Raw genomic sequence first — 20,605 nt, forward strand, 5'->3', positions numbered from 1 at the left:
TATGACAATGTCAGACCGCAGCTTCACAACCATCGAAAATCAGTGGATCACCTTGAAGGATCGGACGCGGCTGGCGGCACGCATCTGGATGCCCGACGGCGCTGAGCAGAATCCCGTTCCTGCAGTGTTCGAATTCCTGCCCTACCGCAAGCGGGACGGGACCAGCCCCAGGGATGAGTCGACCTATCCGGTGTTCGCCGCCGCCGGCATTGCCGGCGTGCGGGTCGATATCCGCGGATCGGGCGAATCCGACGGCGTCATCGACGGCGAATATACCGAGCGGGAGCTTGCCGATGCCTGCGAGCTGATCGCCTGGATTGCGGCGCAGCCCTGGTCGAACGGCTCCGTCGGCATGATGGGCATCTCCTGGGGCGGCTTCAACAGCCTGCAGGTCGCCGCATTGCGGCCGCCGGCGCTCAAAGCCGTCATCTCAATCGCCTCGACCGTCGACCGCTATAATGACGATATCCATTATAAGAACGGCTGCCATCTTTCCGCCCAGCTCTCATGGGCGGCGACGATGCTTGGCTACCAGTCACGCCCCCCTGATCCGGCACTTGTCGGCGAGCGCTGGAAGGAGATGTGGCTGGAGCGCCTGGCAGGCGAACCCTTTTTCATGGAGGAGTGGCTGGCCCATCAGCGGCGCGATGATTTCTGGCGTCACGGCTCGATCTCGGAGGACTTTTCGAGCGTCGAGATCCCGACGCTCGTGATTGCCGGTTGGGCGGATGGCTACCGCAATACGCCGTTGATGGCGGTCGAGGGTCTGGGCGAGAAGGCGAAGGCACTGATCGGTCCCTGGGTGCACAAATATCCGCACTTTGCCTGGCCGAAACCGCGCGCCGATTTCCACGGCGAAGCGATCGCCTGGTGGAACAAGTGGCTGCGGGGCGAGGACAATGGCATCGACAAACTGCCGCAGGCCCGCGCCTATATTCTCGACGCCGTCCGCCCGGCGCCGCGGCGCGACAGCGATCCTGGTTTTTGGATCGCGCGGGATGTCTGGACGCCGCCGCACATGCAATGTTTCTACGTCGAGCAATTCGGCAGGTTGACCGAAGGCATGCCGATCCCGCATGCGCCCGAGCATCCCGTCTATGTCAGGTCTCCTCTCGATACCGGCACGGCATCGGGTGAATATTTCACGCTGAAGCCCGACGCGGAAATGGCGATCGATCAACGGTTGGACGATGCCGGTTCGTTGGTCTTCGATACCATGCCGCTTGCCGATGATTGCGACTATCTCGGTCGGCCGGTGCTGACACTGCGGCTGCGGCCCCGGGCGGCGCATGCGAACCTCTGCGGCCGGCTCGTCGATGTTCATCCTGATGGCACGGCGACGCGGGTCGCCTTCGGCGTCGTCAATCTCAGCCATCGCGACGGCAACGCCGATCCGAAACCGCTGATCCCGGGCGAGACGGTGTCGATCCGACTGGTGCTCGATGCCTGCGGCTATCGCTTCCGCAAGGGGCATCGCATCCGCCTTTCGCTGTCCACCGCCTATTGGCCGATGATCCTGCCGCCACCTGAGGACGAAGGGATGGACATCGATATCGCCTCGCTCGGCTTGGGACTGCCGGTGCTCGGCGATCATCGCAGGATTACAGTCGAGGCGCCGGCCAATCCCGATCCCCTGCCGAGATATATCGAGCATGCGGCTGCCGCGACGAAACGGCAGATCGTCCGGGATCTCTCGGCAAACCGGACGGACTATCGCATCCACGAGGAGACCGGGCTTTACGAACATCCCAAGACGGGCCTGTCGACCCGGCAATTGCGCGAGGAAGTCTGGTCGATTTCGCCGGATGATCCGCTGTCGATGACCGGTGTGTCGACCTGGACCTGCGACATGCACCGTCCCGGCTGGTTCGTGCGGACGGTGGCAAGGGCGCGGATTGCCTGTACCGCAACCGATTGGATCGTCAGCGCCGTCGTCACGGCGTTCGAGGACGACGTACAGATCTTCGAAAAGATCTTCGCAGAAAAGAAGATTGCGCGCGACCTGATGTGATCGTCAAAGCATGGCGAAATGCCTGACGGCCTCGCAGACAGCGCGGAAGCCGTCGCGCGCGCCATCGCTCATATGGCGGGCGCGTAGCCAGGCATGCACCATCTGCGGTTCCTCCCGGAACGAAACCTCGATGCCCTCCGCAGCCAGCCGGGCGGCATAGTGCCGGCCGTCATCGCGAAGCGGATCGAAATGCGCGACGGTGATGAAGGCCGGCGGCAGTCCGATGAGCGAAGCTGCCTGCAGCGGCTCGGCGATCGCATTTCCTGCAGGGGCCCGCAGGATCTCGCGATAATAGGCGACATCGGCCGTCGTCAGTCCGGGTGCGGCGGCCATTTCCACATAGGACCCTGCGTCGAGGTCGCCGCCGAGGCTAGGGTAGATCAGCACCTGGCCGACGACACCCGATAGCTCCTCGTCGCGCGCCCGCAAGGCAAGGCCTGCCGCAAGATTGCCGCCGGCGCTGTCGCCGATCAGCACGACTTTGTTGCTGGCGGCAAGCAGATGTTTCAGCACGGCAAAGCCGTCATCCGTCTGTGCCGGCCAGCGAAATTCAGGGGCCAGCCGGTAATCGACGGAAACGAGTTCGGCGCCGGCAAAATCGGCGATCTCGGCGCAGATGGCATGATGGCTCTCGAGCGAACCGACGACGAAGCCGCCGCCATGGAGATAGAGCAGAACAGTCCGGGTGATGATTTTCCGCGGACGGTAGCGCCGGATCGGTATGCGCTGAACCATGCCGTCCGCAAAGATCATATCCGGGGGCAGCGGGCGGTCGAAGCGCGCACAAAGTGCATCGTACCAATGCCGCTGCTGTTCGACCGGCGCTTCAACGGCGTCCGCGGGATAGAAGCTATCGCAAATCTGGAGAAACTGCAGAATGCCCTTTTCGGTGGGGACAGGCGATGGAGCGGACATTGAGGGTCCTTTCGATTTTGGACATGCGGATCACGCCCTTGGCCGACTCTGCGTCCATCATGCGCCTTTGCGGCGGAGGCAATCTGTCTGGTCGCGACCCGTGGATGTCGCGATGCTTTCTTATTTTGATCCTGCATTTCCAGGGGCTTTGCCGTTTTTTTCAAAAACCCGACAAATCTTTCGCCTGCGACCCAAGGAAAGTCATCGGCGAAACGTCTAAATCCTGAAATAGCATCGTGCTTGATAGCTTGGGGGTAAGTGCGCATTGGATGCGGAGCTCATAGAACGAGCACAGCGCGGCGACCGGGAAGCCTTCGGGCAACTGGTCTCGCGCCATTATGATTTCGTCCGCGCGACGGCGTGGCGGTGGTCGGGCAGTTCCACGGATGCGGACGATATCGCCCAGGAGGTCTGCGTCAAAATCGGTGCCGCCATGCGCAGCTTTCGCGGCGCCAGCCACTTCAGGACATGGCTTTACACGCTGACGCTGAACGCCGCTCGCGATCACAGACGCAAACGCGCACGAGAGCAGCAGACGTTCCGCGCCTATGCTGCTGAACCCCGGCAGGATGCGCCGGGCGGAGAAGACGAGATATCGAACGCATTGTGGGCGGCCGTGCGCGCTTTGCCGGAACGGCAATGCGACGCCGTGCTGCTCGTCTATGGCGAAGGCCTCAGCCATTCGGCCGCCGCCGATGTCATGGGCTGCTCGGAGGCGACCGTCTCCTGGCAGGTCCACGAGGCGCGCAAGCGGCTGAAGGCCATGTTCGGCAAGGAAGAGGTATGATGGACAAGGAACTCGAAAAGCTCTCCCGCCTCACCCCGCCCGCCATCGATCCGCAGGCGCGGGCGCGCGCCCTTGCGGCGGCGATGCAGGCCTTCGACAGCGCAGAAAATAATGCAGCGGCAGCCCAAGGAAATACCAAGGGCTGGCGTCCAAGCTCCATCATCGACTGGATATGGAGCCCTGCTGTGAATAAGAAATTCCTCGCCGGTTCAGCCCTTGCGACGCTCATCGTCATTCCCGCCGCGGGTTATCTCACCCTCGAGCTGACCCGCAACCAACCAATTATCGACCAGGAGAAGATCGCCGGCACAGTTTCGAAAAATGGGGTGGCGAAACCGGCCGAACCTCGGCTTTCCGAAGCGCCGGCCGAAGAGAATCGGCCGGCTCAATCGTCTGCGGCTGATAGCGCTCAAATCATGCAGGACAAGGAGCCTCAGGCGGCAAAGTCCGCCGCGGAGTTGCGCGCTGAATTCGATGCAGGCGAAATCGCCGCTCTCAAGAGCAAGTCGGAGGATTCCGCGGCGGCTCTTGGCATGGCCAAACGTGCTGCGCCGGCCGCTCCTGGTGTGGTTGCTCAGGGCCAGCTGTTGGCTGAACCGATGGCCGCCGTCGCCCCCTCCCCTGTCCCGCCGACGGATGGACGGGCCCAGCTCCAGCTCGATCCCAGCCGCGAGCGGTTTGCCAATGCCGCGGTAAATCCGATCAAAAGTGTCGCGGCCGATCCGGTTTCGACCTTCTCCGCCGATGTCGACAGCGCTTCCTATTCTTTTGTCCGCCGGTCGCTCACCGCCGGGGCGATGCCGGATCCGCAATCGGTTCGCGTCGAAGAGATGATCAATTATTTCCCCTATGACTGGCCGGGTCCCGAGAAGGCCGACCAGCCTTTCAAGGCGACCGTGACGGTGATGCCGACCCCGTGGAATCACGACACGCAACTGATGCACGTGGCGATCAAGGGTTATGACATCGCGCCGGCGACCGCGCCGCACGCCAATCTCGTTTTTCTGATCGACGTCTCGGGCTCGATGGACGAACCGGACAAGCTGCCGCTGCTGAAGAGCGCCTTCCGGCTGCTGGTCAACAAGCTGAAGGCGGACGACACCGTGTCGATCGTCACTTATGCCGGCAATGCCGGCACGGTGCTCGAGCCGACGCGGGTGGCGGAGAAATCGAAGATCCTGTCGGCGATCGACAGGCTGGAGGCTGGAGGCTCGACCGGCGGCGCGGAGGGCATCGCGGCGGCGTACGATCTTGCCAAAAAGGCCTTCGTCAAGGACGGCGTCAACCGGGTGATGCTGGCGACGGACGGCGACTTCAATGTCGGCCCGTCGATCGACGAGGATCTGAAACGCATCATCGAGGAGAAACGCAAGGACGGCATCTTCCTGACCGTTCTCGGCTTCGGCCGCGGCAATCTCAACGATTCCCTGATGCAGACGCTCGCCCAGAACGGCAATGGCAGCGCCGCCTATATCGACACCCTGGCGGAAGCGCAGAAGACCTTGGTCGAAGAAGCCGGATCGACGCTGTTTCCGATTGCGAAGGACGTCAAGTTCCAGGTCGAGTTCAATCCGGAACGGATCGCCGAATACCGGCTGATCGGTTACGAGACGCGCGCCCTCAAACGCGAGGATTTCAACAATGACCGCGTCGATGCTGGCGATATCGGCTCCGGCCACAGTGTCACGGCGATTTACGAGATCACGCCCACGGGAAGTCCCGCGATGATGAATGACGAACTGCGTTACGGCGCCGCCGATGAGGCACCGGCCGAGACATCGGACGGTACGCATCAGGGTGAGCTTGCCTTCGTCAAGATGCGTTACAAGCGGCCGGGCGAGGACAAGAGCGCCCTGATTACAGCGCCGGTCGGTGACGGCAACGCGGTCGCCACCATCGACGCCGCGCCTGAAGATGTTCGCTTCTCGGTGGCCGTCGCCGCCTTCGGCCAGAAATTGAGCCGCACCAGCGCCCTCGATGACTATCCCTATCAGGCGATTGCCGATCTCGCTGCGGCATCGCGGGGGGTGGATCCTTTCGGCTACAGAGCGGATTTCCTCGGCCTCGTTCGTTTGGCTGACGGCCTCAGCCAGCAATAGGGAAGAAGCGCCCGTGCTTCTAGTAAGAGGCAGGCCTGAAAAGGCGGCCTTAGGCTTGCGGGCAAACCACTGCAAAACCCGCGACGTCATCCTCGGCCTTGTGCCGAGGATCTACGCCGTCCCAATTAAGTCGCTGAAAATAAATGTTTTCCCCTCTAGAAATTATTGTGGTCAGATGCTCGGCACAAGGCCGAGCATGACGGAGGAGAGTTTGTCAACAAACCGAGGCCGTCTGAGAGGCGGCTCAGGGATTATCCCAGTCTTGAGCCGTTGGCGGTGAGATAGACGGCGTAAAGCGACGTGGTTGCGGTGATGAAGAGGCGGTTCAGCTTCTCTCCTCCGAACGCGACATTGGAGACCATTTCGGGAATATGGATCTTGCCGATCAGCGTGCCATCGGGATCATAGCAGTGCACACCGTCGCCGGCGCTCGTCCAGATCCTTCCCTTCCGATCGACGCGGAAACCATCGAAAAAGCCCGCGGTGCATTCGGCAAAAATGCCGAGGTCGCTCAGCTTGCCATCGCCGGACACGGCGAGCTTTCTGATATGGCGCGGACCGCCCGATAGGTGCGTCCCGCCGGTGTCGGCGACATAGAGCGTCGTTTCGTCAGGCGAGAAGGCGAGCCCGTTCGGCTTGACGAAATCCGAAGTCATTTGGTCGGTGGCACCCGTTGCCGGATCGTGCCGGTAGACATGGCATCCGCCGATTTCCTCCTCGCCATAATCGCCCTCATAGTCGTGGAGGATGCCGTAGCTCGGGTCGGTGAACCAGACGGTGCCGTCCGATTTGACGGTGACGTCGTTCGGCGAATTGAGCCGTTTGCCGGCCACCCGATCGGCCAGAATGCTGACCTTGCCGTTGAACTCGGTGCGGGTGATGCGGCGCGTCAGGTGTTCGCAAGTGATAAGCCGCCCCTGATTATCGACGGTGTTGCCGTTCGAGTTGTTGCTGGGCGAGCGGAATACCGAGGTCTGGCCGCTGGTATCGTCATAGCGCATCATGCGATTGTTGGGGATATCCGAGAAGACCAGATAGCGCCCGGCGGCAAACCAGGCCGGTCCCTCCAGCCAGCGGCCGCCCGTCCAAAGCCGCTCGACGCGGGCATGGCCGACGAAGCAGTTCTCAAAGCGCGGGTCGAGAACCTCGAACCCCGTACCCTCGATTTCCCCGAACATGATGCCTCCTCCTCTCAATTTGTTATCGATATCATCCTGCCCTGTTTCGCGGCCTTCGTATAGAGATCGATGGACTGTGGAACGCTGCACTCCCGCAATAATATCGATTGTGCGATGATAGCGATAACTTTATTCTATCGTGCGTTGCCAACTCGGAAGCTGTTTTAAGGGCGGAGACCAGTGAAAAACGAGGATGAGCCAAAAGACAAGCGTCTCAAGGGAGGAGACGCCCAAAAGCTGACGATGGCCGAGGTCGCCAAATATGTCGGCGTATCGGCCATGACCGTTTCGCGCGCCTTTCGCCAGGATGCGAGCGTTTCCGAAGAGACGCGCAAGCGCATCATGGAAGCGGTCGATGCGCTCGGCTATGTGCTCGACCTTTCGGCCGGCAGCCTCTCGTCGCGGCGCAGCGGCTTCATCGCCGCGCTCGTACCTTCCATCAACAATTCGAATTTCTCCGACACTGCCCGCGGCATCACGGATGCGCTTGAGAATACCGGCCTCCAGCTTCTTCTTGGCTATACCGACTATGCCGCGGAGAAAGAGGAAAAGCTGATCGAGGCCATGCTTCGCCGGCGCCCCGAAGGCATCATCCTGACGGGCGGTTCGCACACCGAGCGCGCGCGGCGCATGCTTGATAAGGCCGGCATTCCGGTGGTTGAAACCTGGGAAATTCCGGAAGAACCGATCAATCACGTTGTCGGCTTTTCCAACAGCGAGGCGATGTCGCTGCTGGTGCGGACGCTTGCCAGCCAGGGCTATCGCAGATTCGGTTATATCGGTGGTACGACGGCGCGCGATACGCGCGGCAGCCAGCGGCGAAGCGGTTTCCTGAAGACTGTCGAAGAACTGGGTCTCGGACCGGGCCGGGCGATTTCCTTCGGCGTGCCGCCGATCACCATGGAACAGGGCGGCCAGGCGATCGTCAGTCTGCTGGAGCGCTGGCCTGACACGGAAGTCGTTCTCTGCGTTTCCGACCTGTCCGCCTTCGGCGCGATCATGGAGTGCAAGCGCAGGGGGATGCGCGTGCCTGAAGATATCGCCATTGCCGGTTTCGGCGATTACGAGATCTCGTCGATCTGTCATCCCAGCATCACGACGATCAATGTCGACTGTTACGGCATCGGCCGCCAGGCCGCCGTCCGCCTGCTGGATGCCCTGCAGGCGGGCAGCGAGGCGAGCGGCGACGAGATCACATTGATCAGCTACAAGGTCGTCCTGCGCGAAAGCACGGATCGCAGCGCCCGATAGTCTGGACCTTGTCAGAAGGCGATCTGCACTTTCATTGACTTGCTGCGGTCGCTCGCCAGTTCGAAGGCGGCGACAGCCTCTTCGATGGCAAAAACACCTGTGAGCAGCGGTTTCAGATTAACGCGGCGCGCATTGATCAGTTCGACGGCGAGCGCAAATTCCTCGTGAAAGCGGAATGTTCCGCGCATCTCGATTTCCTTGGCGACGATCATGTTCTGCGGGATGGAGACATCGCCGCCAAGGCCGAGTTGCACGAGGACGGCACGAGGTTTCAGCGCCTCCAGACCGGCGCGCACCGCCCGCTCATTGCCCGAGGCTTCGAACATGATGTCGAAATATCCCTTGTCGGCGCCGTAGGCGGCAAGGTCGGCGGCATGCGTGGCAACATTGATCGTTCGATCCGCGCCGCTGGTGCGGGCAATCGCCAGAACGCTGTCGGTCACATCGGTCGCGACAATTTCGCGGGCGCCAAGAACGCGCGCCGCAACGATCGCCAGCATGCCGATCGGGCCGCAGCCGGTGACGAGAACCCGTTTGCCGAGCAGCGATCCGGCGCGGCTAGCGGCATGCAGCGTCACGGCAAAAGGTTCGGCGAAGGCCGCTTCGTGAATGGAGATGCCGTCGGCAACCTTGTGGCATTGCCAGCGCTCCGCCACCAGCCGCTGGCGAAAGCCGCCCTGAATATGCGGCATCGGCATGGCGCTGCCATAAAACCGCATGTTGAGGCAGTGGTTCTGCTGTCCCTTCAGGCAATATTGGCAATGATTGCACGGCCGGCTCGGGGACACCGCAACGCGGTCGCCGACGGTTAGGTCGCTCACACCGGCGCCGAGCGCCTGGACCGTGCCGGCGATTTCGTGGCCGAGAATCATCGGCTCGCGCAGGCGAACGGTGCCGAAGCCGCCATGATTGTAATAATGCAGGTCGGAGCCGCAAATCCCGCCGGCTTCGATGGCGATCTCCACCTGCCCCTCTCCCGCGACCTCCGGCTCGCGCTCTTCAATCCTGAGATCCTTGGCGGCATGAATGACGATGGCTTTCATATCGGGATCCTCACACGACGGGAGTTGGCAGCGCCTGACCGGCAAAATGTGCAGCGAGATTGTCTCGCACCAACTGACCCATGGCCTTGCGGGTCTCGATGGTGCCGGAGCCGTGGTGGGGCTGCAGCACCACATTTGGCAGCGTCAGGAAGCGCTCATCGATTTTCGGCTCGTTGAGGAAAACGTCAAGGCCTGCGGCCTGGATGGTGCGGTTCTGAAGCGCTGCGATCAGTGCCTCCTCGTCGACGGTCGTTCCGCGCGAAACGTTGATCAGCATGCCTTCCGGACCGAGCGCTTCAAGCACCTCGGCGTTGATGATCTTCATGGTCGCGGCCCCTCCGGGAACGATGACGATCAGAAAGTCGGCCCAATTGGCAAGCGCGACCAGATTGGCTTCATAACCATGGGCGACATCCTGGTCCCTATTGCGGGCGAAATAAGAGATGTCGCAGCCGAAAGCGGCAGCCCGCTTGGCGATCGCCTTGCCGATCCGCCCCATGCCGACGATCCCAACCTTCTTGCCCGAAACCCGCCTCACCAGCGGCATGGGAATCTTGCCCCACTGGCCGGTGCGGACGAATACGTCGGCCTGCGGAATCTGCCGTGCCGTGGAAAGCAGCAGTCCGATGGCGATATCGGCGACGTCTTCGGTCAGCACGTCAGGGGTGTTCGTCACGCGAATGCCGTTGGCGCGGGCATAGGAGAGGTCGATGGCGTCGGTGCCGACGCCGTAACAAGAAACGATTTCCAGCTTCGGCAATTGCTTCATCAGCTCGGCGGAGGCGCCGAGTTCGCCGCGCGTCGCGATGGCGCGGATATTGCTGCCGACTTTCGAAATCAATTCCTGACGATCCGCGGCTTCCCACAGGCGGTGGACGCGGTAGGTCGCCTCCAGATCGACCATGTCCCACTCCGGATAGGCCCCGGCCATCAAGATTTCTACGTCAGGCATTTCGTCTCCATCCCGCATTTTGGCTGTTGATTATGTTATCGATAACATATAATTCGGAAAAGCGATGTCAAGTGAGTTTCACCTGAAGTGGCGGTATAAGCCGTCATTCGCAGCGACACCGGAGGAGTGATTTGCATGAAGAACCTGTTTGATCTGACCGGACGGCTTGCCCTGATCACCGGCTCGAGCCAGGGGATCGGCTACGCGCTCGCCGAGGGTCTGGCGCAGCATGGCGCGGAGGTCGTCATCAACGGCCGCACGCCCGAAAGCGTCAAACGAGCCGTCGAGAGCCTCAAGGCTCAAGGCCTTTCTGCCCATGCGGCCATCTTCGATGTGACCAGCAAGGATGCCGCCAAACAGGGCATCGATGCGATCGAGGCCGATATCGGACCGCTCGACATCCTGATCAACAATGCCGGCATGCAGTTCCGTACGCCGCTGGAAGATTTTCCGGCGGACAAATGGGAGCTGCTGCTGACCACCAATATTTCGAGCGTGTTTTACGTCGGCCAGGCAGCCGCCAAAGCCATGATCGCCCGCGGCCAGGGCAAGATCATCAACATCGCCTCGGTGCAGAGCGAACTCGCGCGCCCCGGCATCGCCCCCTATACGGCGACCAAGGGCGCGGTGCGCAATCTGACGCGCGGCATGTGCGCCGACTGGGCCAAGCACGGCCTGCAGATCAATGCGATCGCGCCCGGTTATTTCAAGACGCCGCTCAACCAGGCGCTCGTCGACAATCCCGAATTTTCCTCATGGCTCGAGAAGCGGACGCCGGCCGGACGCTGGGGCAATGTCGAGGAACTGGTCGGTGCCGCCGTTTTCCTCTCGGGCCGCGGCTCGTCTTTCATCAACGGCCACACGCTTTATGTCGATGGCGGCATCACGACCTGCCTCTGATAGAGACGCGACGATGGGCTTCGAGCAAAAGATACCGCCTCTGGCAGTCATCGTCATGGGTGTCAGCGGCTGCGGCAAATCCTCGGTTGGAGAATGCGTCGCCACGCAAAACGGCATGCCGTTTCTGGAAGGCGACCAACTCCATCCGGCCGCCAATGTCGAGAAAATGGCTAAGGGCCTCCCGCTCACCGACGATGACCGCCTGCCTTGGCTCGACCGGATCGGCGAGGAAATAAGGGCCGCGCAAAAGGCGTCGCGCGGATTGGTGATTTCCTGTTCGGCGCTGAAGAGAAATTATCGGGACAGGCTGAGACAGGCGGCGGGCGGGCGCCTGGCGTTTGTTTTTCTCGAAGGATCGCGCGAGCTTCTGCTGTCGCGGATGCAGGCACGCCAGGGCCATTTCATGCCGGCCTCCCTGCTCGACAGCCAGCTGCAGACGCTGGAGCCGCCGACCGGCGAGCCCGGTGTCGTGACGGTCGCAATCGATGGTGCTTTGGATGATATGGTGGCGCTGGCTTGTGAGGAGCTGAGAGGCGCGGCCATCAAGGGAGGGTTTCATGCAGGATGACTACAGAGCAGATGTCGCCGTCATCGGTGCCGGCATCATGGGTACGGCAATCATCACGCGCTTGATCGAGACCGGGCATAAGGTCTCGGTGTTCGACCTCGATGCCGAAAAAGTCGCGGCGCTGGAAGCCAACGGGGCTCGCGCCGCGAGTTCCGTGGAGGATGCGGTCGCGGCGTCGCAATTCTGTGTGCTCAGCCTCAACCACGCAAATATCGTGCGTGCCGTCGTTTTCGGCGAAAAGGGTGTTGCGTCGGCTGCGAACGCCGGCAAGCTGCTGATTGACATGTCCTCTATTGATCCCGCCGAGACGGCCGACATGGCAAAGCGGCTGCGCGAGGAAACCGGCATGGCATGGGTGGATTGCCCGCTATCGGGCGGCGTGCCCGGTGCGCTTGGCGGAAAACTGACGATCATGGCCGGCGGCAGCCCCGAGGATTTCGAGCATGCGCGGGTGGTGATGCGGCATCTTGCCGCCAATTATACCCTGATGGGCGAATCCGGCGCCGGCCAGACCACGAAGCTGATCAATCAGCTGTTCTGCGCCGTGCTGTTTCAGGCGGTTGCGGAGGCGGTCAAGCTCGCCGAAGCCGGCGGCGTCGATCCGGCGGCTATTCCGGCCGCCCTTGCCGGCGGCAGGGCAGATAGCCGCATCCTGCAGGAGTTCATGGCGAAATTCGCGGCCCGCGATTACTCGCCGACGGGCAGGATCGACAACATGCTGAAGGACCTGGATTCGCTTCAGGCCTTTGCGCTGAAGACGAAGACGCCGCTGCCGATGACGGGCGCGGTGGTCGAGATTCACCGCCTGCTCTGCGCTGCCGGTCTTGGGCCGAAGGATTCGGCCGAGATGATGCGCCTTCTCGATGGATTGCAGGCCGACTGACATCATCTTCGACGGCGTTGGAGATTGTCACTTTCCGCTTGACTATCGATGAATGTTATCGATAACATATTTTCATCAGGACAGCTGCAGCTTTGGGAGGAGCCACAGTGGAAGCCAAGAGACTGCTGGAGTTCCAATCGATCACCAAGAGCTTCGGCGGCACGCAGGCGCTGCGTGACGTATCGATCGATCTGCGCGAGGGCGAGATCCTGGCGCTGCTGGGCGAAAACGGTGCCGGCAAATCGACGCTGATCAAGACGCTTGCCGGCATCTACAAACCGGATCATGGCGACATCCTCTTTCGCGGCCAGAGCTACCATCATCGCCCGCCGAAACCGAACGAGCGCCAGCCGGTCGCCTTCATCCATCAGGATCTCGGTCTGATCGAGTGGATGACGGTCGGCGAGAATATGGGCTTGTCGCAGGGCTTCTCGATGCGCAGCGGCCTGATCGACTGGGGAAGGACGCAGGCGCGGGCTAAGGAAGCGCTAAAACTGGTCGGCTGCGACTTCGATCCGACGACGCGCGTCTCGGCCCTGTCGCGCACCGAAAAATCGCTCGTCGCCATTGCCCGGGCGCTTGCCGTCGAAGCCGATGTTCTCGTGCTCGACGAGCCGACGGCGAGCCTTCCCGCCGATGAAGTCAATCGGCTGTTCAATGCGATCCGCCCGCTGAAGGAGCGCGGCGTCGGCATGATCTATGTCTCCCACCGGCTCGACGAGATTTTCCGCATCGCCGATCGCGTCGCCGTGCTGCGCGACGGATGCATGGTGGGACAGAAGCCCGTCAGCGAGACGACACCCGACGAACTGGTGACAATGATCATCGGCCGCAGCGGCGACAGTCTGTTTTCCAAGTCCGAGATCAAGCCCGGCAAGGCGATCGTCAAAGTCCGCGACCTCGTCTGCGCCGGCACGAGCCCGATCTCCTTCGATGTCCGCGAGGGCGAGTTGCTGGGCCTTGCCGGACTGCGCGGCGCCGGCCAGGAGCGCATCGGCCGGGCGCTGTTCGGCTGCGAACCCTTCAACGGTTCGGTTCTGCTGCATGACCGGGCGCCGGATCTTTCCAGCCCGCGGCAGGCGATGGCATCGGGCGTCGGTCTGATCGCCCGTGACCGGACGGAGGAATCCGTCGCGCTGTCGCTGTCCATCCGGGAAAACACCTACTTCAATCCGGGTGCCGTTGGTCGCGGGCTTTTCTCCTTCTTGTCTCCGCGCGGCGAAGCGGACCTTGCCCACGCGATCGGCCAAACGGTCGGCCTTCGACCGAACGATCCGGATCTGCCGGTGGAGGCCCTGTCGGGCGGCAACCAGCAGAAAGTCGTCGTCGGCCGTTGGCTGGCGACCGGACGCAAGCTGCTGGTCGCCGAAGATCCGACGGCCGGCGTCGACATCGGCGCGCGTGCCGAGATCTACCGCCTGATCACGCAGGCGCTGGAGGCCGGTCTCGCGGTCGTCGTGGTCTCGACGGATTTCGAGGAAATCGCCCATATCTGCCACCGCGCGCTGGTTTTCTCGCGCGGCAAAATCGTCAGCCAACTGACTGGAAGCGCCCTGACGACAGAAGCGGTCATAACAGCCGCCTCTGCCTCGGAAGCGGCTTGAGCCATCGGGAGAACAGCCATGCAATCCATTGAATCCACCGCGCTGGAGCCGACCAAGAGCGAAATGGCCGGCCTGTCCACCGGCCAGAAGATCGGCCGCCTGATCCCGGTTTACGGGCTCGTCATCCTGACGGCCGGCCTGATCGTGCTCTTCTCGATCCTGCTGCCCGATACGTTCCCGACCGTCCTGAACGTCCGCTCGATCGTCTCCGATAAGGCGATCATCGCGCTTCTGTCGCTCGCCGCGATGATCCCAATGGCGTCCGGGCGCATCGACCTGACCGTCGGCTATGGCATCGTGCTCTGGCATATTCTCGCCATCAGCCTGCAGACGGTCTACGGTCTGCCCTGGCCGGTGGCGGTTGTCATCGTGCTTGCCCTCGGCGTCCTCACCGGCTTCATCAACGGCCTGCTGGTCGAAGTGGCGAAGATCGATAGCTTCATCGCCACCCTCGGCACCGGAACAGTCCTCTATGCGCTCGCTCTCTGGCACACCGGCGGCCGGCAGGTGGTCGGCGTCCTGCCGCAGGGCTTCTACGCGTTGAACGGCACCATGCTCTTCGGCCTGCCGATCACCGGCTTCTACGTACTCCTGATCGCGATCTGCATGTGGATCGTGCTCGAATACCTGCCGATCGGCCGTTATCTCTATGCCATCGGCGCCAATCCCAAGGCCGCCGCTCTCAACGGCATCCCGGTCCGCAAATTCGTGATGGGCGCCTTCGTCACCTCGGGCCTGCTCGCGGCTCTGACCGGCGTCCTTCTCGCCTCGAAGCTGCGCATCGGCCAGGCGAGCGTCGGTCTCGAATATCTTCTTCCGGCGCTCGTCGGTGCGTTCCTGGGATCGACGACGATCAAGCCGGGCCGGGTGAACGTCTGGGGCACCCTGATCGGCGTCATCATCTTGGCGGTCGGCATTTCGGGAATTCAGCAATTCGGCGGATCGTTCTTCGTCGAACCGCTGTTCAACGGCGTAACCCTGCTGATCGCCATCGGCATCGCAGGTTACGCACAGCGCAAGCGCGGGGCCGTGAGGAGGATCACGCCCGCGTCCAAGTGAGGATGCCGGCTCGCCGGCATTTCATAACAAATAAACAAGAGGAGTGAACATGAAGCGCAGGACTTTATTGCAGGCAACGGTCGCAACCGTCGCCGTTATGCTCAGCGTGCCGGCACTGGCCGATTCGATGGCCGACGCCAAGGCGGTGGTCGACAAATATGCTTCCAAGGTGAGCGCTTGGGACGGCCCGACAAGCGGCCCCAAGGGTGCCGCCGGCAAGAACATCGTCATCCTTGCCGCCGATATGAAGAACGGCGGCATCCTCGGCGTGGCCAATGGCGTTCAGGAGGCGGCAGGCGCCCTCGGCTGGACGGTGAAGGTGCTCGACGGCGCCGGTTCGATCGGCGGGCGCACGGCGGCTTTCGGGCAGGCCATGGCGCTGAAGCCGGATGGTATCATCATCAACGGTTTCGATGCGGTCGAACAGAAGCCGGCGATGGAAGCGGCCAAGGCGGCCGGCATTCCGATGGTTTCTTGGCACGCCGCCTCGGCGGTCGGCCCGGTTCCTGAGGTCGGCGTCTTTGCCAACGTCACCACCGATGCGATGGAAGTGTCGAAATCGGCGGCAGACTGGGCCTTCGCCGACGCCGGCGGCAAGCCGGGCGTCATCATCTTCACCGACTCCACCTATGCGATCGCGATCGCCAAGGCCGACCGGATGAAGAAGGAGATCGAGGATCTCGGCGGCACCGTCCTCGAATATGTCGACACGCCAATCGCCGAAACCTCCCAGCGCATGCCGCAGCTCACCACGTCGCTCTTGCAAAAGTACGGCGCCAAGTGGACGCACTCGCTGGCGATCAACGACCTCTATTATGACTTCATGGGACCCTCGCTCGCTTCGGCCGGCATTGCCGGCGACGGGAAGCCGGTGAATGTCGCAGCCGGTGACGGCTCGGAGAGCGCCTATCAGCGCATTCGCGCCAAGCAATACCAGGCCGTCACGGTCGCTGAGCCGCTCAATCTCCAGGGCTGGCAGCTGGTCGATGAACTCAACCGGGCCTTCGCCGGCGCGCCATGGTCGGGCTACGTGTCGCCGCTTCACGTGGTCACCAGCGCGAACGTCGAATTCGACGGCGGACCGAAGAACAGCTTCGATCCCGATAACGGCTACCGTGATCAATATAAGAAAATCTGGGGCAAATAAGCCTTCCTCAGGGCGCGTCAACCGATGCGCCCTCCCCTCATTTCATCACCTCGACATCGATCCGGCTCCCCGAGTTTTGGAAAAGAGAACCTATGATCATTCGCTACGCTTTGTTTGAAGGCGAAATCCATCCCGGCCGGGAAGAGGAATTTCGCGATTTTGTGAGACAGCGCCTTGTCCCGCTCTGGACGAAATTTCCGGGCGCGGAGGAAATCCGGGTGCTGGATGGAATGGAGCGCGACGAAGGCGCGCCGATTTATGCCATGGCGCTCGCCATTCGCTATCCTCACATGGAGGCTGTGAACGCGGCGCTTCTCTCCGACGTGCGTTTTGAGAGCCGCGAGGTCACCGGCGAGCTCCTGAAGCTCTTCACCGGCAAGGTGCATCATCACATATTCCAGGCCAATGAATACCCGCCGGCCACTGCCTGACATCGAGGGTGCTGGCGATCAAGCTTGCAGAGAAGCGCCTGCGGACAAGGATCTCAGGTGCTTTTTGCGTGTGCCGCGCATCGACAATTCGCTGATGTCCGATCCGGCTGCGCGCTCTGGCACAATTTTTTATTAGTGCCGCCATTATTTAAATAGTCTACGTATTTGGTGGATAATATTCCATCCTGCCACCCATCGTTTCTGCAGCCTTTCCGATCACCAGACCCGCGGCGTCGCATGAGTAATCATTCCGAATTTCTGTGGTATATTCCGAACGACGTCAGGCCCGGCCATCGCGGTGATACCACCGTCGAAAATCACAATAGCCTGGAGACGCTGACCAGCCATGCGAGGGCGCTGGAGGAGCATGGCTGGAAGGGCGCGCTCATCGGCACCGGCTGGGGCCGTCCCGATACCTTCACCGTCGCGGCCTCGCTCGCCGTGCGGACCACCACCTTCGAACCGCTCATTGCCATCCGACCGGGTTATTGGCGGCCGGCAAACTTCGCTTCCGCGGCGGCGACGCTCGACCACCTGACTGGAGGCCGGGTGCGAATCAATATCGTCTCGGGCAAGGACAACTTGGCGGCTTATGGCGACAGTGAGGGCGATCAGGCGCATCGCTATAGCAGAACAAAGGAGTTCATGCGGCTGGTCCGCAGACTATGGACTGAAGAAAATGTCACCTGGGCAGGCGATCATTTCCGGGTTGCCGAATCCACCGTGGTGCCGCCCATTGAGGAGCGCGGCGACCGCCGGCACCCGAAACTCTATTTTGGCGGCGCCTCCGAAGCGGCCGAACGGGTGGCCGCCACAGAGGCCGATGTCCAGCTTTTCTGGGGCGAGCCGCTCGAGGGCGTCCAGGAACGGATCGGGCGACTTAAAAAACTGAGCCGAGAGCTCGACCGCGACCTCCCGCCGCTGGAATTCGGGCTGCGAATAACGACGCTGGTCCGCGACACGACGGACGAGGCCTGGGCCGAGGCTGAGGCGAAGGTCGCCGAGATGGCAAGAAGCAACGGCACCGGCTGGCACGATCACCAACGCGCGCTTGCCGTCGGTCAGCTGCGGCTGCTCGCTCTTTACGAACGCGGCGACGTGCTCGACGATAATCTCTATACCGCTCCGGGAAAATTCGGCGGCGGTGGTGCAGGCACCACTTGGCTGGTCGGTTCAGCGGACGACGTCGCCCGCTCGCTGCGCAAATACCAGGATCTGGGGATCACGCATTTCGTGTTGTCCGATACGCCCTATCTCTCTGAGATCAAGCGGCAAGGCGATCAGCTTTTGCCGCTGCTGCGTAAATAAGCCGAAGGCGCCGGTACCTGGCGCCGGGCAAGAAGATCAGAACCAGTGTATCTGCAACATAGGATGGATGGCGACTGCATCCGGCAACCAAGCATACTGCCATTTATCCATTCTCCGCAGAAAAACGCCGCAAAATATACGAACGGCGCAGCATACTGGCGCTCCGCTCACCCCGTTTACATTCCCTAAAGGATATCCTCTTACCTTTTAACTTATCGGAACGACGTCCCAGAGATGGTCACCTACGCCATGAGGGCGATCGGGCATCCGGATCGCGCATGAAATCGGCTTTGGCAGCTTGATGGAGGCCCGCACATTGGATGTGCTGCCGCCAATTGTATGCGCGCTCCGGCCAAAGAGCTCCCGCATTTGCGCGAGATGCGCCGACGATCCTGGCAGCAATGACACCTGTGACAAACCTCCCATGCGACGGAGAGTGGTAATGAACAGCATTAAGAATTCCGGGATTGCGGTGCGTCTCGCTCTTGGCTTCAGCTTCCTGATCTTGTTGATGGCCGGCCTGAGCATCTACTCAACGGTGAAAGTCGCCGAAATCAACAGCAATCTTCAAACGATCAACGACGTCAACAGTGTCAAGCAGCGGTTCGCCATCAACTATCGCGGCAGCGTGCACGATCGGGCGATCGCCATTCGCGACGTGACCCTGGTGACGTCTGTCGATGAACGCAAGGCGGCCGAGGCACTGATCGAAAAGCTGGCGGCATCCTACACCGAAAACGAAAAACGCATGGCTGATATGGTCGCCTCCCCGGCTGGCGCGACCGACCAGGAAAGGTCCATTCTGAAGGAGATCGCCGACATACAGGCAAAAACCAATCCCCTGGTCGCCCAGATCATCGCGCTACAGGAGAAGGGCGACGGCGAGGCTGCCCGCAAGATCCTGCTCGAACAGGCGCGGCCAGCCTTCGTTGCCTGGCTCGGCGCCATCAATAAATTCATCGACTACCAGGAAGCATTGAACAAATCGATCGGCGGAGACGTCCGCAGCACGGCAAGCGGCTTTAAGCCGATCGTTCTGACGGCGCTCGGTATCGCGGCGCTTCTTTCCGTCCTCGCCGCGGTCGTTACCGCGCGCACGATCGTTGGCCCGCTGACAAAACTGCAGCTTTCGCTGAATGCAATGGCGGAAGGCAATCTCGATGGCGATCGTCGCCTCGAAGCGCGTGGCGACGAGATCGGCAAGCTTGCCCGCGCCGTCGCGGGATTGCGCGATGCCATTTCGGCAAAGGCGGAGCGGGAAGCCGATGCGGAAGCCAAGCGGGCTGTGGCGGAACGGCACCGGCTCGAACAGGATGCCGACGAACGCCGCACGCTTGCCGAGCAGACGGACCGGGCTGTCGGCCAGCTTGGCAGTGCATTGCAGGCGCTGGCCGATGGCGACCTCACCCAGCAGATCGGCACGCCGTTCATCCCGTCCCTGGAAAAACTCAGAGCCGACTTCAATTCGGCGGTCGAAAAGCTCCGCGCCGCCATGCAGAAGGTTGCCGAGAACGCCAGCGCCATTGCCGCCGGCGCACAGGAAATCCGTTCGGCTTCGGATGATCTCGCCAAGCGGACCGAGCAGCAGGCCGCCTCTGTCGAGGAGACTGCCGCCGCCCTGGAAGAGATCACGACCACCGTCGCCGACTCCAGCAACCGGGCTCAGGAGGCCGGTCAGCTCGTCCGCAAGACGAAAGACAATGCCGAGCGCTCGGGCAGCGTCGTTCGTGACGCGGTCGATGCCATGGGCAAGATCGAATCCTCCGCCACGGAGATCGGCAGCATCATCGGCGTCATCGACGAGATCGCCTTCCAGACCAACCTGCTGGCACTGAATGCCGGCGTCGAGGCCGCCCGCGCCGGTGAAGCCGGCAAGGGCTTTGCCGTCGTCGCCCAGGAAGTGCGCGAACTGGCGCAGCGTTCCGCCAAGGCGGCAAAGGAAATCAAAGAGCTGATCAACGCTTCGAACGGCCATGTCAAAAACGGCGTCGCACTGGTTGGCGAAACCGGAAAGGCCCTGCAGGAGATTGCGGTACAGGTGCAGCAGGTCGATGGCAATGTCGGCGCCATCGTCGGCGCCTCGCAGGAGCAGGCGACGGGGCTGAAGGAAATCAATACCGCCGTCAACAGGATGGATCAGGGCACCCAGCAGAACGCCGCCATGGTGGAGGAGGCCACAGCTGCCGCTCACAAACTCGCCAAGGAAGCCGACGCACTGTTCCAGCTCCTGGGCCAGTTCAATATTGGCGGTGCAGCAGCATCGAGGCGCATATCGCAGCCGGCCGCCGCGGCACAGCATGCTCAGCCCGTGCCTTCGCCGGCCCGCCAGATGATTGCCAAGGTCGGCAGGTCGTTCCAGGGGAATGCAACCCAGGGGAACGCGGCACTGGCCGGCGATTGGGAAGAGTTCTGAACCGCACGGCAATCTGCTGAAAAATGAAATAGCGAGGGCAGCAATTGCTGCCCTTC

General features: G+C 61.9%; 17 protein-coding genes. 13 read left to right on the plus strand and 4 right to left on the minus strand.

Annotated elements, in window-relative coordinates:
- Positions 1-7: 7 nt before the first annotated feature.
- Positions 8-2,011, plus strand: a complete 2,004-nt coding sequence (locus tag RHE_RS23530) for a CocE/NonD family hydrolase (RefSeq protein ID WP_011427762.1) — start codon at positions 8-10, stop codon at positions 2,009-2,011.
- A gap of 3 nt (positions 2,012-2,014) precedes the next feature.
- Here RHE_RS23530 and RHE_RS23535 read toward each other — a convergent pair whose 3' ends face one another.
- Positions 2,015-2,926: an alpha/beta hydrolase gene (locus tag RHE_RS23535; RefSeq protein WP_011427763.1), complete on the minus strand. Its 912-nt coding sequence runs from the start codon at positions 2,924-2,926 to the stop codon at positions 2,015-2,017.
- 265 nt (positions 2,927-3,191) lie between these two features.
- Here RHE_RS23535 and RHE_RS23540 point away from each other — a divergent pair, with 265 nt between their 5' ends.
- Positions 3,192-3,713, plus strand: a complete 522-nt coding sequence (locus tag RHE_RS23540; protein WP_011427764.1) for an RNA polymerase sigma factor — start codon at positions 3,192-3,194, stop codon at positions 3,711-3,713.
- The gene (locus tag RHE_RS23545; RefSeq protein ID WP_042119749.1) at positions 3,710-5,812 is read left to right on the plus strand and encodes a vWA domain-containing protein; all 2,103 of its coding nucleotides are present in this window, start codon (positions 3,710-3,712) and stop codon (positions 5,810-5,812) included. Before RHE_RS23540 ends, RHE_RS23545 begins: the two co-directional genes overlap by 4 nt.
- 251 nt (positions 5,813-6,063) lie before the next feature.
- On the opposite strand, the gene RHE_RS23550 is transcribed toward RHE_RS23545, so the two are convergent.
- Positions 6,064-6,990, minus strand: a complete 927-nt coding sequence (locus RHE_RS23550) for an SMP-30/gluconolactonase/LRE family protein (protein WP_011427766.1) — start codon at positions 6,988-6,990, stop codon at positions 6,064-6,066.
- Between the two features lie 180 nt (positions 6,991-7,170).
- Here RHE_RS23550 and RHE_RS23555 point away from each other — a divergent pair, with 180 nt between their 5' ends.
- Positions 7,171-8,241 carry a LacI family DNA-binding transcriptional regulator gene (locus RHE_RS23555; protein WP_042119751.1) on the plus strand — a complete coding sequence of 357 codons (1,071 nt, stop codon included), beginning with the start codon at positions 7,171-7,173 and terminating at the stop codon, positions 8,239-8,241.
- Between the two features lie 11 nt (positions 8,242-8,252).
- Here the strand turns inward: RHE_RS23555 and RHE_RS23560 are convergent, their stop codons facing one another.
- Together RHE_RS23560 and RHE_RS23565 are read right to left on the minus strand one after the other, a co-directional pair.
- Positions 8,253-9,284, minus strand: a complete 1,032-nt coding sequence (locus RHE_RS23560; protein WP_011427768.1) for an L-idonate 5-dehydrogenase — start codon at positions 9,282-9,284, stop codon at positions 8,253-8,255.
- 10 nt (positions 9,285-9,294) lie between these two features.
- The gene (locus tag RHE_RS23565) at positions 9,295-10,236 is read right to left on the minus strand and encodes a 2-hydroxyacid dehydrogenase (RefSeq protein ID WP_042119753.1); all 942 of its coding nucleotides are present in this window, start codon (positions 10,234-10,236) and stop codon (positions 9,295-9,297) included.
- A 135-nt stretch (positions 10,237-10,371) separates the two neighbouring features.
- Between RHE_RS23565 and RHE_RS23570 the strand changes: the two genes are divergently transcribed.
- The 9 genes from RHE_RS23570 to RHE_RS23610 all read left to right on the plus strand — a co-directional run bounded on the left by RHE_RS23570 (position 10,372) and on the right by RHE_RS23610 (position 20,549).
- Complete coding sequence (locus RHE_RS23570; RefSeq protein WP_011427770.1) at positions 10,372-11,136, plus strand: SDR family oxidoreductase; 765 nt, start codon at positions 10,372-10,374, stop codon at positions 11,134-11,136.
- Between the two features lie 13 nt (positions 11,137-11,149).
- A complete protein-coding gene (locus RHE_RS23575; RefSeq protein WP_042119755.1) occupies positions 11,150-11,704 on the plus strand; it encodes a gluconokinase in 555 nt (184 codons plus the stop codon).
- A complete protein-coding gene (locus RHE_RS23580) occupies positions 11,694-12,587 on the plus strand; it encodes an NAD(P)-dependent oxidoreductase (protein WP_011427772.1) in 894 nt (297 codons plus the stop codon). Before RHE_RS23575 ends, RHE_RS23580 begins: the two co-directional genes overlap by 11 nt.
- Before the next feature lie 107 nt (positions 12,588-12,694).
- Positions 12,695-14,191 (plus strand): sugar ABC transporter ATP-binding protein, encoded by a 1,497-nt coding sequence (locus tag RHE_RS23585; RefSeq protein ID WP_011427773.1) that lies wholly within the window; start codon positions 12,695-12,697, stop codon positions 14,189-14,191.
- An 18-nt stretch (positions 14,192-14,209) separates the two neighbouring features.
- Positions 14,210-15,250: an ABC transporter permease gene (locus tag RHE_RS23590; protein WP_011427774.1), complete on the plus strand. Its 1,041-nt coding sequence runs from the start codon at positions 14,210-14,212 to the stop codon at positions 15,248-15,250.
- Between the two features lie 49 nt (positions 15,251-15,299).
- On the plus strand, positions 15,300-16,397 hold the full coding sequence (locus RHE_RS23595; protein ID WP_011427775.1) for an ABC transporter substrate-binding protein: 1,098 nt from the start codon (positions 15,300-15,302) through the stop codon (positions 16,395-16,397).
- A gap of 92 nt (positions 16,398-16,489) precedes the next feature.
- Positions 16,490-16,828 (plus strand): hypothetical protein, encoded by a 339-nt coding sequence (locus RHE_RS23600; protein ID WP_011427776.1) that lies wholly within the window; start codon positions 16,490-16,492, stop codon positions 16,826-16,828.
- A gap of 237 nt (positions 16,829-17,065) precedes the next feature.
- A complete protein-coding gene (locus RHE_RS23605; RefSeq protein ID WP_011427777.1) occupies positions 17,066-18,136 on the plus strand; it encodes an LLM class flavin-dependent oxidoreductase in 1,071 nt (356 codons plus the stop codon).
- Positions 18,137-18,578: 442 nt separating this feature from the next.
- Positions 18,579-20,549 (plus strand): HAMP domain-containing methyl-accepting chemotaxis protein, encoded by a 1,971-nt coding sequence (locus tag RHE_RS23610; RefSeq protein WP_011427779.1) that lies wholly within the window; start codon positions 18,579-18,581, stop codon positions 20,547-20,549.
- Positions 20,550-20,605: the final 56 nt, after the last annotated feature.

The organism is Rhizobium etli CFN 42, from assembly GCF_000092045.1.
GTDB lineage: Bacteria > Pseudomonadota > Alphaproteobacteria > Rhizobiales > Rhizobiaceae > Rhizobium > Rhizobium etli.

Coding starts and splice junctions, on each gene's coding strand:
- RHE_RS23575 (WP_042119755.1), top strand. CDS start 11,150: ATGGGCTTCGAGCAAAAGATACCGCCTCTGGCAGTCATCGTCATGGGT.
- RHE_RS23595 (WP_011427775.1), top strand. CDS start 15,300: ATGAAGCGCAGGACTTTATTGCAGGCAACGGTCGCAACCGTCGCCGTT.
- RHE_RS23570 (WP_011427770.1), top strand. CDS start 10,372: ATGAAGAACCTGTTTGATCTGACCGGACGGCTTGCCCTGATCACCGGC.
- RHE_RS23605 (WP_011427777.1), top strand. CDS start 17,066: ATGAGTAATCATTCCGAATTTCTGTGGTATATTCCGAACGACGTCAGG.
- RHE_RS23545 (WP_042119749.1), top strand. CDS start 3,710: ATGATGGACAAGGAACTCGAAAAGCTCTCCCGCCTCACCCCGCCCGCC.
- RHE_RS23560 (WP_011427768.1), bottom strand. CDS start 9,284: ATGAAAGCCATCGTCATTCATGCCGCCAAGGATCTCAGGATTGAAGAG.
- RHE_RS23600 (WP_011427776.1), top strand. CDS start 16,490: ATGATCATTCGCTACGCTTTGTTTGAAGGCGAAATCCATCCCGGCCGG.
- RHE_RS23580 (WP_011427772.1), top strand. CDS start 11,694: ATGCAGGATGACTACAGAGCAGATGTCGCCGTCATCGGTGCCGGCATC.
- RHE_RS23535 (WP_011427763.1), bottom strand. CDS start 2,926: ATGTCCGCTCCATCGCCTGTCCCCACCGAAAAGGGCATTCTGCAGTTT.
- RHE_RS23590 (WP_011427774.1), top strand. CDS start 14,210: ATGCAATCCATTGAATCCACCGCGCTGGAGCCGACCAAGAGCGAAATG.
- RHE_RS23565 (WP_042119753.1), bottom strand. CDS start 10,236: ATGCCTGACGTAGAAATCTTGATGGCCGGGGCCTATCCGGAGTGGGAC.
- RHE_RS23530 (WP_011427762.1), top strand. CDS start 8: ATGTCAGACCGCAGCTTCACAACCATCGAAAATCAGTGGATCACCTTG.
- RHE_RS23610 (WP_011427779.1), top strand. CDS start 18,579: ATGAACAGCATTAAGAATTCCGGGATTGCGGTGCGTCTCGCTCTTGGC.
- RHE_RS23550 (WP_011427766.1), bottom strand. CDS start 6,990: ATGTTCGGGGAAATCGAGGGTACGGGGTTCGAGGTTCTCGACCCGCGC.